Source organism: Arthrospira sp. PCC 8006 (genome assembly GCF_046480465.1).
Classification (GTDB): Bacteria; Cyanobacteriota; Cyanobacteriia; order Cyanobacteriales; family Microcoleaceae; genus Limnospira; species Limnospira platensis.
In genome coordinates this window covers 1-12,718 of the sequence record NZ_PKGG01000027.1, presented here as the reverse complement: position 1 = coordinate 12,718, position 12,718 = coordinate 1, and the positions used below count along the sequence as shown (strand labels likewise).

8 protein-coding genes are annotated in these 12,718 nt (G+C 44.2%); all 8 read left to right on the top strand.

The features are described 5' to 3' along the window. Nucleotides 1-17 precede the first annotated feature (17 nt). The 8 genes from B9T16_RS06700 (at nt 18) to B9T16_RS06665 (ending at nt 12,686) form a co-directional block, all read left to right on the top strand. Nucleotides 18-2,252, top strand: a complete 2,235-nt coding sequence (locus B9T16_RS06700; RefSeq protein ID WP_410244372.1) for a chemotaxis protein CheA — start codon at nt 18-20, stop codon at nt 2,250-2,252. Nucleotides 2,253-2,342: 90 nt separating this feature from the next. Then, nucleotides 2,343-2,807: a chemotaxis protein CheW gene (locus B9T16_RS06695; RefSeq protein WP_006619583.1), complete on the top strand. Its 465-nt coding sequence runs from the start codon at nt 2,343-2,345 to the stop codon at nt 2,805-2,807. Nucleotides 2,808-2,900: 93 nt separating this feature from the next. Beyond that, nucleotides 2,901-5,021: a methyl-accepting chemotaxis protein gene (locus B9T16_RS06690; protein ID WP_410244371.1), complete on the top strand. Its 2,121-nt coding sequence runs from the start codon at nt 2,901-2,903 to the stop codon at nt 5,019-5,021. A 204-nt stretch (nt 5,022-5,225) separates the two neighbouring features. Continuing rightward, nucleotides 5,226-8,498 carry a HEAT repeat domain-containing protein gene (locus tag B9T16_RS06685; RefSeq protein WP_410244370.1) on the top strand — a complete coding sequence of 1,091 codons (3,273 nt, stop codon included), beginning with the start codon at nt 5,226-5,228 and terminating at the stop codon, nt 8,496-8,498. Between the two features lie 90 nt (nt 8,499-8,588). Further along, nucleotides 8,589-9,461: a CheR family methyltransferase gene (locus B9T16_RS06680; protein WP_317270117.1), complete on the top strand. Its 873-nt coding sequence runs from the start codon at nt 8,589-8,591 to the stop codon at nt 9,459-9,461. Nucleotides 9,462-9,507: 46 nt separating this feature from the next. After that, nucleotides 9,508-10,557: a chemotaxis response regulator protein-glutamate methylesterase gene (locus tag B9T16_RS06675; RefSeq protein ID WP_006619579.1), complete on the top strand. Its 1,050-nt coding sequence runs from the start codon at nt 9,508-9,510 to the stop codon at nt 10,555-10,557. A gap of 35 nt (nt 10,558-10,592) precedes the next feature. After that, entirely contained in the window at nt 10,593-11,222 is a 630-nt protein-coding gene (locus B9T16_RS06670) for a chemotaxis protein CheC (RefSeq protein WP_410244369.1), read from the top strand. A 3-nt stretch (nt 11,223-11,225) separates the two neighbouring features. After that, on the top strand, nt 11,226-12,686 hold the full coding sequence (locus tag B9T16_RS06665) for a site-specific DNA-methyltransferase (protein ID WP_410244368.1): 1,461 nt from the start codon (nt 11,226-11,228) through the stop codon (nt 12,684-12,686). The last annotated feature ends 32 nt before the right edge of the window (nt 12,687-12,718 follow it).

The window sequence follows — 12,718 nt, the reverse complement described above, 5'->3', positions numbered from 1 at the left end:
AGAGTACCAAGGCGATCGTGTCTAGTCCTACAGAAAGCAACAACTTTTTTAATGAATTTTTAGATGATTATTTTGCTGAGTGTGAAGAGCATTTGGCGGTGGTGCGGCGGGAACTCTTGGCGCTAGAGTCTTGTATGAATCAGCCCCAAATTGAGGGATCGATTCTTAACGAACTGTTCCGCAGCTTTCACTCAATTAAAGGACTTTCGGCGATGGTGGGTGTGCGGGAAGCGGAGAAACTGGCTCACCAAATGGAGAGTTATCTACGATCGCTAAGAGATGGTCAAATCTCCCTGAAACCAGAGGGTTTTGATGCTCTGATGTCAGGAACTCAAATCCTGGAGAGGGCGATCGGAGCCTATCGCACCAAGGAAGACCCCCCGGATATTGACGAAATTATCAGCCAATTGGAAGCCTGTAACCCTCCTGTGGTGGCTGCTAAAACTCTAACGGCAGCTATTACCCCCTTTGAGATGAAGCTGAAACCAGAGGAAAAGAAACGACTGGAGGCGCTAGTCAGTGAAGGAAAACAGATCTGGCATTTTGTCTTTACTCCTAGTACAGAGCTATCCAAACAGGGCATCGGAGTTAATGCAATTCGGGAACAACTGCAAGCGATCGGTGAATTGATTTATGTGTCTCCCCGTCTAAATGCCAATCAGAAAATCCTGTTTGATTTTATTTTAGCAACCCAGGAGGCGGAAAATCACGATTTAGGCTCTGAATTGAAATATCTGACAGGGGAACCATATCAAATTCCCAGTCCAGTTTCTGAAGCCAACAGTGGCTCATCTAACTTAAAAGTTGAACCCCCAAGGGAACCGGAAGCGCCAGCAACAGCGGAAGCGCCAGGGGAAGTTGAAGCTATAGGGACGGTGGTCAATCGTACCGAGTCAGAGAGGAAAGAGTCAGAAGAGCGGACAGAAACTGCGCCAGCGCCAGCGGAAGTATTGGAGACATCAGAAGCCGAAACCAGTAATAATATCTCTCCGGCTAAGTCAACGAGTCCCCTGATTAGTGGGTCTAACTTAGTACGGGTAGACCTACCGAAACTTGATGAACTCATGCGGATGGTGGGAGAATTGGTAATTACGCGGGCACGACTGGAGGAAAACCTGAAAAATTTACCCCCAAGTTTCCCGGCTGCTCGGCGGCGAACTTTACAGGAGATTAACCTAACTTTAGAACGACAACTGCGGGATCTGCGTCAGGGGGTGATGCAGGTGCGACTGGTTCCGATTGCGGAAATTTTCGCGAGGATGCAGTTTGTAGTTAGAGATCTGATGCGACTGACGGGAAAACAGGTGGCGCTGGAAATTTCCGGGGCGGAGACGGAAATTGATAAGTTTGTGGTTGAGCGCATGATGGACCCGTTATTGCATTTAGTGCGTAATGCAGTTAGTCACGGTATCGAATTAACGGAGGAAAGGCTAAAAGCGGGAAAATCTGCGATGGGAGCGATCGCCTTACGCGCTTCTACGGCGGGGGAAATGGTGATTATCGAAATTGAAGATGATGGTCAGGGAGTCGATATTTCTAGGGTGTTAAAACGGGCAAAACAACAGGGTTTGTTGTCGGATTCTGTATCGGAAAATAATGATCCGGATAACTATGATTCCCAGACTATACTCGATCTGTTATGTTCCTCGGGTTTTTCGACCAAAGAAGAAGCGGATCTGGCTAGTGGTAGGGGTGTGGGGATGGCGATCGTGAAAAACACGGTTCAAGAACTAGGTGGTTGTGTGAAATTCACCACTAAAAAAGGAAAAGGCAGTCATTTTATTATTGATTTGCCGTTAACTTTAGCGATTACTGATGCTCTGATTGTAGAAGTCAGTGGTCAAACCTTTGCCATTCCCGAATCCTCTATACAGGAGGTATTATCTATTGAGCATAAGGGAATTATTCGCCTGGAAGATCAGGAAATTATTTCCTATCGAGGTCATGTTTTCCCCCTGAGATATTTAGCGCGTCTATTTAACTGTGTGGTGACTACAGACGAGTCGGAAAAACTAACTATTGTGGTGATTGGTAATAGCGTTAATTCCACCGGGTTAGTGGTGAATCGGATCTTAGGAATACGAGAAATTGTGGTGCGGCCGTTAACTGATCCATTTTTGCAAAGTCCGGGAATTGCGGGAGCTACAGAATTAGGTGATGGTAGAGTAGTATTAATTCTGGATGTTTCTACATTAATGAGTAGCAAAATCCCTAAGATTGTCAAGCCGCAACAATTCATTAATTCCGGTTAATTTAATGATGATTTAGTGAGCCTAATTTTGATTTATTTCAGGGTCATTATATACAGACAATAAATTAGGGTATCAATCAACTTTCATCTTATGAATAAATCAGCAGATACATCTCAACCTTTTATTTTATTTGAACTTGACCATACCACCTATGGTATTCCCTCTGATATGGTTCAACAGATGGAAATGGTCGAGCAAATTACGCCGGTTCCCAACTCTCCGTCTTTTGTGGTGGGGGTGGTATTCTCGCGGGGTCAAGTGATTCCCGCAATTGATTTAAGGGTACGATTTGGATTTGGCAAAATAGCGTATACCCTGCGAAGTAGACTAATCGTGATTAATACTAATGAGCGGACAGTGGGTTTAATTGTAGATACAGCGAGGGAGTTTGTATCAATTCCGGCACAAACTATTCAGCCTTCACCGGAGGGAATTTCTAGCTTGAGTGGAAAATATTTGGCGGGAATTGCTACTTTAGGAGAACGAGTAATACTAATTCTCAATGTGTCGGAATTATTAGTGTTACCAGAATTAGTATCAGAAAGGAGTCCCTAAAGTTGATGGGGGGGGAGGGTATGGGTCTGACAAGTTTTCTGGCTGTATGTTGGTGTTTTTGTTGGTCTTGAGAGTAAATGAGGTTAGTTGAAAATGGGTAAAAAATCTAAAAACCAGAAAAAGGCAGATAATGGTTATCTGGAAGCTGCCAATTTCCAGAATTTCTCAGCATCAGAAGAGAGGGAAAAACTGAAATTGGAAATGGTGGAAATAAGGGAAAATGCCGATCGCGTAAATACAGTGGCGATCGCGATCGCCAAAATAGCGAAACAGGTATCGGAGGGGGCAGAATCTCAACTGCAACTACTCGATCGCACTTCCAACGGGATCAACCAGATGAATAAATCCCTGGGAGAAACGTCACTCCAAGCGGAATCAGTAGCGAGTTCGACAGAAGAATTAGTTTCTTCGGTCAATGAGATGGCCGCATCCATTGAACAGGTGTCGGCGAGTAGTGCGGCACTAGCGACGGCAGTGCGCCAAACGGTAACATCAATTCAGGAGAGTACCAGCAACACAACTAGGGTAGCAGCAAATGCCCAAGAGATGGCGACTTCTGCGACCCAGGTGATCGCTTCGATGACCCAAATGACGACTTCCATTAGAAACGTGAGTGACGACACGGAAAATCTAACGGTATCGGTAAATCAGACGGCTTCTTCTATGGAAGAAATGACGAGTTCGATTGGGGGAGTGGCTAACAATGCGGATGATTTAACGGCTGCATCTGAAGAAACGAGCGCGTCTATCAACGAGATGGCGGCATCTATCGAAGAGGTATCAGCAACTATTGAAAACCTGGCTTCGACTGTAGAAGAGGTATCAACATCTATTGAGGAAATTGCCCAATCAGTGCAGGGGGTAGCCAATAACGCGGAACAAATTACGGAGGTAGCGACGGACTCAGCCACGAGCGCGGAACAACTCGATCACTCTATCCAATCAATTAACGGCTTAACCCAAAAAGCCAATGAAATTACCCGTGCTGTGGGAGTTGATGCGGACAAGGGGGGTAAAACCATTGAAAAAGCGATTCAAGGTTTGGCACGAGTGCGGGAATCAATGGTTAAATCGGCTGATGTAATGCGGGATATGGGTAAACGCACTAATGAAATTAGCACTATTGTTGATACAATTAACTTAATCTCGGAACGGACTAATCTGCTATCGCTAAATGCTTCCATTGAAGCGGCTCGTGCGGGAGAAGCGGGGCGTGGGTTTGCTGTAGTTGCTGAAGAAATCCGCAATTTAGCCGATCGCGCCGCCCAAGCCACCTTCGATATAGCTGCGATTATTAAGGCATTACAGTCGGTGGTGCAAGATGCCGTGAGTACATCTAATGATGGGCTAAGAATTGCGGAAGAGAGTGGGACTCTGGCGGAAGATGGGTTATCGGGTCTTAAACAAATTCTGGGAGGAGTTGAACAAACGACCCAATTAATGAACCAAATTGCGATCGCCTCTCAAGAGCAACTGACGGCTGGACAGCGGGTGGTAACGGCTATTAATACGACTGCGACCCAAGCGAAAGAGGTAGCGATTGCTACCCATGAGCAAGCCAAAACTACTCAGGGAATTGTGCAGTCCACCCGACACATGAGGCAAATTGCTCAACAAGTTACCCAGGCTATGGGAGAACAGGCGCGAGCGGCTAGAGATGTGATTAAGGCGGCTCAAAATACCAATAATTTAGCCGGACAAATTCGCAAGGCTACCTTTGAACAAAATAAGGGCGCTCAACAAATTATGCAGGCGGTAGAGTCGATGCGCCGGGGGGTGATTAGCACGAACCGTGCTTTAGCGGAACAGTCCACAGCAGGGGAGCAAATCTCGAAGGAGTCGGAGCGACTGTCGCAATTAATTACTAATGTGACGCGATCGATGACTGAACAGAGTAGCAGTGCGAGCCAAATTAGCCAAGCTGTGGAGAGTATTCAAACGCAGTCGGAACAGGTAGCTAAGGCTATGCAGGAACAAAGTAGGGCGGTACAGGACATGAATTTAGCTACTCGTAGTATTGCCAAACAAATAGCTTTGATCCGCACATCTAATTTAGATCATTCGGAAGTTTCTGGTAATCTGCTGGCTAGTATAGAAACCTTGCAAACTATGGCCAAAAACAATAGTTCAGGGGTACACAAAACCCATGAAAGTGCTCAAGGTTTGCTGTCACACACTCAAGCACTCATGGAGGTTTTAAAGGCAGATAATTAACTGCTAATACAAGTTAATATCTGCGGAAATGAGGATGGTAAGTGGGAGTAGCTTCAGGTAGGTAGTCGCCGGCTTGATTATGCCTACCCCCACGGTATGTGGTCTATCTATAGACTCTAACCTCTCCCTTCAAGAGAGGAGGCTAAAATTGATAATTAAAATTGTTAATTGTCGGCCCAAATTAAAACTTACCCCCTTAAAAATATGACGATTAGTATTTTTACAACAGATGATAAATTATTGGTGAGATCCTGGGATTCTCAACTAGCTATGATGAGCGGCTTAGAGGCAGAAGATGTCTATGATTGTCCATTGACAGAGATAATTCCTGATTTAGAGTCGAGGGGTTTACTGGCTCGTTTTAATCAGGTTCTGGAAGATGGTACTATCGAAACCCTAGCGCCGGATTTTCATCATTATTTAATTAAGTGCCCACCACGGAACCCGTCGCAATACTTTGACTCGATGCAGCAAAGGGTAACGATCGCACCTTTGCGGGAAAAAACGGCGATCGTGGGTTTGGTGATTACTTTAGAAGATGTCACGGAGCGCATGGAGGCAGAATGGGAATTAGCCAATGCTCGCACAGGGTCGAATGATGGGGAAGAAACGGAATTTGATACGTCAGTCCATGAGTCCCTCATTGCTGCTCTGGCTGACGATCGCTGGCAAGTGCGCCAAAATGCCACCCGTCACCTAACTAATGTTAAAGCGCCAGAATTGAACGCGCAACTGTTGGAATTGTTGCGACAACAACATCACAATCCAAATATCCTTAACAGTGTGATACAGGTTCTGACTCTCACGCAGGTTGATATAGTGCCGGCTCTGATTGATTGTCTGAAGGAACAGGATTCAGATCTGCGGATTTATGTGGTGCAAACCCTAGGACAAAGGAAAGATCCCCGGGCTATTCCTGCCCTGATTGATATGTTGGATGATGATAATGTCAATGTCCGGTATCATGCTATTGAAGCTCTGGGAAAACTACAAGCGCTCGAAGCCGTTGATGGCTTGGTGAAAATCGCTGAGTCAGAAGACTTTTTCCTAGCTTTCCCTGCCCTTGATGCCCTAATGCAAATGGCTAATGCTAAACTGGCTCCTCAACTGGTTCCATTGCTACAAAAAACCCTGAATTGGCAATTGCGCCGAGAAGCAGTTGATAACTTGGCGATAACTGATGACCCAGAAATTATCCGTAGCCTACTGCGATTGATGCGGGAACAGCATCGCAACCCGAATGTTCTGAATGCGACTCTACAAATTCTGGCGCTCAGTAATGTAGACCCAATTCCGGCTCTGGTGGAATGCTTGGGAGAACCAGACCCAGATCTGCGAATTTATACGGCTCTGGCTTTGGGAGAACGCCACGACCCCCGTGGTATTGATCCTCTGATTGGTTTGCTCAATGATCCAGATATCAATGTTCGCTATCATGCCATTGAGAGCTTGGGACAACTGAAGGCGAAGGAGGCTGTGGAGCCTTTGATTGAGATTGCGACGAGTGGGGATTTCTTTTTGGCTTTTCCGGCGATCGAAACTTTGGTGACTATTGGCGATACAACGATTATTCCCAAACTTCTGCCCCTATTAGAGGATGACTTGCTTTGTAGTCCGGTGGTATCGGCTTTGGGTAAGTTTGCGGATGCTGATGCGGTAGGGCCTTTGGTGGCTCAACTTAATCGTCCTTTGACATCGATCGCAGAAATTGTTTTGGCTTTGGCGGAAATTTACACTAATTATAAACAACTCGAAGAAGGACAACATATCGCTGACCTGACCCGCCAAGTCATAGAAGATCAGGGGGTGGAAAATATCCTAGCAGAGATTGAACAAGGATCTTTGTCCGGGCAGGAGTTACGGGCGATGGTGATGGTTTTGGGTTGGCTCGAAGGAGAGAAAATTGAGCAAACTTTAGGAAAACTCCTGAATAATCACGAAGTTCGCGATCAGGTGATGGAAGCCTTGGTTGCATTCGGGGGAAGGGTAACGCCTTTATTGATTATGCAGTTGGAAGCGGGAGACCTGGAAACTCGCCAGGCGGCGGTTATGGCTTTGGGACGTATAGGCAGCACCCAGGCGGTTCCGGCTTTGATGTCTTTGTTGGGTCATGCTGAACCGGAACTGGTGATGGTGACGACTACGGCTTTGGCTCACATTGGGGATGCTCGCGCTTTTGAGGGGCTGTTGGAGTTACTGGCACATCCTGACTCGGCGGTGCGTTTGGGGGCGATCGCTGCTCTCAATTCTTTGGGCCATCTGGCTATGCCTCAACGGATTTATGATCTGTTGGTTGATCCTAACCCGTTGGTACGGGAGTCGGCGGTGAGAATTGCTGGGTATTTTGCTTTTGAGAATTGCAAAGACCGATTATTGGCTTGTACACAAGACCCAGAAGAACGGGTTTGTCGGGCGGCGCTCGAACATTTGCCCTATTTGGAGGATGAGCGGGTTTTGCCGATCTTGGTGCAAACTTTGACTCACCCTTCGCCTTCTTTGCGATCGGCTGCGGCTCATGCTATGGGAGAATTGGAAAATATCGCAACTGTCCCTCATTTACTAAAAGGGTTGGATGACCCGGAATCTTGGGTTCGTTATCAGGCGGCTCGTTCTATTGGTCGCTACGGTGACACTTTAATTGATATCCTAGAATCAGGTTCGATTTCATCCCTACCAGAACCTGTAGCTGAACTCAATGTTGATCAATGGGCTGATAGTGCCTTTGCAGCCCTGAAACAACTGGCTAATCATGACCCGGCTGATCCGGTCAGAGCGATCGCTGCTGAGTCCTTGGGGGCGATCGCTGGTGTGAGAGCCACTCCGATTTTGTCTGGGTTGGCTGAGTCGGAGGATGAAGGCGGAGATGTGGCCCGTGCTGCTTTGAGGGCTTTGGGGCGCATTAACCGCGCTCAGGCTATACCCCCTTTACTCACCGCTCTCAATTCTCCTAACTCTGAACGTCGCCTTGATGCCCTCCATGCCTTTCGTGAACGGGGAGGAACCGAAGCCGGGGTAGCTTTGCAGTGGATGGCCGCCGCTGACCCGGAAGAACGTCTGGTTTATGAGGCGATCGAGTCCCTTTCTCGTTTGGCTACTCCAGAAGCCATTTCGGCCTTGCTGGAATTGACCGTTGACCCTAGCACTCGAGAGGCTTGTCTTAATGCTTTGGTCCGGCGCAATTGTCCCGAAAGTTTAGAGGGAGAATATATTGAATTGGTCGCTCAGGGATTAAAACATATCCATCCCGGGGTTCGCTGTTCTGTGGTCGAGGTTCTCAAGCGTTTTAAGCATCCCATAGCTTCCGAGTTTTTGATTGAAGCCTTGGATGATGCTGATAAAAATGTCCGTCTGGCCGCTGTCACCGCTTTAGTTTATCTGGGAAATCACAGTTGCGATGAAAAATTAGCTAAACTCGCTCGCACTGACCCATATCCGGCTATTCGTCGCGCCGCTCATCGAGGTCTACGATCTTCTTAAAATAGTCCATAGAATGGGGAAGTTAATAGTTGTCCATTGTTAACTCTACCCCTGATTTTATGCTTAATTATCAGGATTTATATGTGATCTATGTCATTTCGCCCCGACTCACTAGAACTATCGGAAAGTACATTTATTATTCTTCGAGATTTAATTCACGAACGAACTGGTTTGTACTACGAATCTAGAAAAAGGGATCTGTTGGCAGATAAGGTTTATCCTCGATTAGTAGACAAGAATTTTGATTCATTTTTGGATTACTATTATCTACTAAAATATGATCCTGATGCTGATGGTGAGTGGAAATGCCTGATGGATGCCCTGTCGGTTTCGGAAACTTTCTTCTGGCGGGAATTTGACCAGGTTAGGGTGATGATTGATGTGTTGTTGCCATCATTAATAGACAAATATAAAGGTGGTTCTAAATCTGATGATTGGCCGATTTTTAGACCTATTCAAATTTGGTGTGCGGCTTGTTCGACTGGTGAGGAACCTATCTCAATTGCCATGGCTTTAGAAGAGGCTGGTTGGTTTGACAAAGTGCCTATTAATATCTACGGTACTGATGCTTCACCTCGGTCAATTAGTAAGGCTAAGGAGGGACTATATCGACAATATTCATTTCGGGCAACTCCTCCTAAAATTCAGGACAAATATTTTGACAAAGAAGGTAATAATTGGCGGATTAAACCGAGTATTCATAAGCGAATTACTTGGCAAGTTGCCAATATTACTTGCCCTCATGAAATGGCTAATTTTAGAAATATTAACTTTATTTTTTGTCGAAATGTTTTTATATATTTTTCCGATCAATCCATCCAGAAAACTGTCAAACTACTCTCGGAAAGAATGGCAGAATCTGGTTATTTATTTGTGAGTGCATCTGAGTCCCTGTTAAAGTTTGAAACTGATTTTAAATTGGTGGATATTAGGCAAGCATTTGCCTATCAAAAAAAACGTTAACTGACCTGATATAATATAAAATATAGAGCGACAGAGGAGCCATGAGATGAAAAATATTATTCGAGTTTTGATTGTAGATGATTCAGCATATGTCCGTAAGGTGATTAGACAAATGCTGTCTCGTAGTCCCTTTATTGAGGTCGTTGATGTCGCCCATGACGGTGCGGATGCTTTGGAAAAAATTGAAAAGCTGGGCGACCAGGTGGATGTCGTTACCTTGGATTTATTGATGCCTAAAATGGACGGTGTGGAGTTTATTAAACACCAAATGGCACGCCGTCCCCTACCAGTGATTGTGGTCAGTATTGCTAATGAAGGAGGCGAGAAATTTCTGGCGGCTTTGGATGCTGGGGCGGTGGATTTTGTCCATAAACCTACGGCCCTCGCTACGGAAAAAATGTTTGATATTAGTGATGAATTAATCGCGAAAGTGAAAACAGCCTCGACTGTCCCTATTCAATGTCTCACTAATATTCATGAATTTCCTTCATCAACACCATTACCTCGCCCTCCTATTAGTTCAGGAAAAATTGAATTGGTGGCGATCGGAATTTCTACAGGGGGCCCTCAAGCCTTGGCGTTCTTAATTCCTCAATTGCCGGAAAATTTGCCAGTTCCGGTGGTGGTGGTTTTGCATATGCCTGTGGGATACACTAATATGTACGCCCAACGCCTAGATCGTCTTTGTTCTCTTGATGTTAAAGAGGCTCAAGCTGGAGATGTGGTGCGCCCAGGTGAGGTGCTAATTGCTCAGGCTGGACACCATCTGAGTTTTAAACGCAATCATGATCAAAATGTAATTGTCCATTTGCACACTAAACCTTTTGATTTACCTCACCGTCCATCGGTGGATGTCATGTTTCAATCGGCGGCGGAGATCTATAAAGACCGGGTTTTGGGTGTGGTTATGACTGGAATGGGATCTGATGGTAAACAAGGTGCCGCTTGGATTAAGTCCCACGGTGGCTCGGTTTTTACGGAAGCTGAGGAAAGCTGTGTGGTCTATGGGATGCCTAGAACAGTTGTAGAAGCTGGTTTGAGCGATCGCAGTATTCCCCTTAATCAGATGGCTAAGGCGATCGTAGATGCTTTATAAATTTAAATGTTCTTTAGGGTTTGGGAGTTCTCGTGATGCTGCTCACAGAAAAACAACAGAATGCGCTCATTGGATTTATCAATATGATATTATCCAGACGACCAGCAAGTTCCTTGTCAGCATTAATTCAATGTCCGGTGATTTTAGATGTTTCTAATGTTTGGCTGTATCCTCTGAGTAAATGTAAAACCGAATTTGCTGACTGCTTTGCTAATGAGGTGGCTAATGTCCGTCAAACGTTGTCTGGTTCCTTGTCGGGAGATGCCTTAATACTTCTTGACTATCCCGTGGCAGTAATGTTAACTAATTTACTCCGACAAAATTCGAGACAACCTATTGAACATCTGAATATTTCTGCCTGTGAAGTTTTGACAGAAGTTGGCAATATTTTACTGAGTAGTTTTCTCAGGATTTTAGGCAACTTAATGGGAAGTCCGATTACAGTTTCAGAGCAGTCTTTTTCCATTGATCCCTTGGAATCAATGCTTAATTCTCTGATTTTAGAACATCAAGAAATCCGCTACGTTTTAATTGTCAAAACTCAATTTATTCTCTGTGATAACTCCTTAGAAGCATACTTGTTTTTTGTATCTGGGGTTATGCCTCTATCTTGTATGATTCGAGGTATTGAATCAGTGAGCAATTTGGCAGTTTCTAAGGTATAGCCAATGTGGGGCATCTCTAATTATAACTCATCAGGAGAAAAGGCAGTAGAAAATCACCCAGATATCAAGGAAGTCAACCATCTTGATCAACAATTACATAATTACTTTCAAAATCAATTTTTAGTCGAACCCTCACTAACCAGGCTGTTAGTCAGTTTTCAGGCGAACAAAACTCAACCTATTTATCGTTGGTATAAGTATAAGGAAGCCTTTTCCGCATCTCTAGTTCAACTGTTATTTGCAAAATATGGATTGACTCAAGGCAAAATTTTAGACCCCTTTGCAGGTAGTGGTACTGCTTTATTTGCGGCTAGTGATATCGGCATTAATGCTGATGGTATTGAATTATTGCCTATTGGTCAAAATATAATTGATACGAGAAGGCTTTTAAATTCCGAATTTACAGGGGATGATATTAACAGGTTAAAAAACTGGGTCAACTTAAAATTATGGAAACAATTTGAACATCAACTAACTCTACCAGAGTTCAAAATTACCCAGGGTGCTTACTCCCGAGAAACTCAAACAGCAATTGAGAAATATCTAGCAGCTTGCGAACCGGAAAATCCTCAAATTAAAACCGTTTTACTATTGGCTTTGCTTTGTATTTTGGAATCGATAAGCTACACCAGAAAAGATGGTCAGTATCTACGTTGGGATTACCGTTCGGGTCGCGGTAGTGGCAAAAAGTCTTTTAACAAAGGCGAGATTTTAGAGTTTGATTATGCCATTACTCATAAAATTAATGAAATTATTCATGATTTAGAACCACCTACACAGCAAATTGAACTTTTCCCGACCCATAAACCTCAAGGTAAAATTAACCTATATAAAGGATCTTGTCTGGAAGTAATGCCATGTTTACCTAATGGTAGCTATGACGCTATGATCACATCTCCCCCCTATTGTAATCGATATGATTACACTCGCACCTATGCCTTAGAACTAGCTTTATTGGGAGTTTCTGAAAAAGAATTAACCCATCTTCGTCAGGAGATGTTAAGTTGTACAGTTGAAAATCGCCCTAAGGATTTGTTGGCTATTAATCAGAATTGGCAATTAGCTTTAAGTGTAGCTGAAAATCAAACTCTATTGCAAGGTATATTAAAATTTTTAGAAAACCAAAAATCACAGGGTAAATTAAATAATAATAGTATACCTAGAATGGTGAAAGGATACTTTTACGAAATGGCTTGTGTTATTCAAGAATGCTCCCGCCTACTTAAACCAGGAGGACTTTTATTTATGGTTAATGACAATGTGCGTTATGCCGGGATTAGTATTTCGGTAGATATGATTCTTTCTGATTTAGCTGAAAATTTGGGTTTTATTGTTGAAAATATACTGGTTTTACCAGGCAATAAAGGTAACAGTAGTCAGCAAATGGGAAATCATGGTCGTGAACCTTTAAGAAAGTGTGTTTATGTATGGAAAAAAACATCAATTAATCGGACTTATCTATGAATACTTATCTTAACCACCTGAAATCTAGTAAC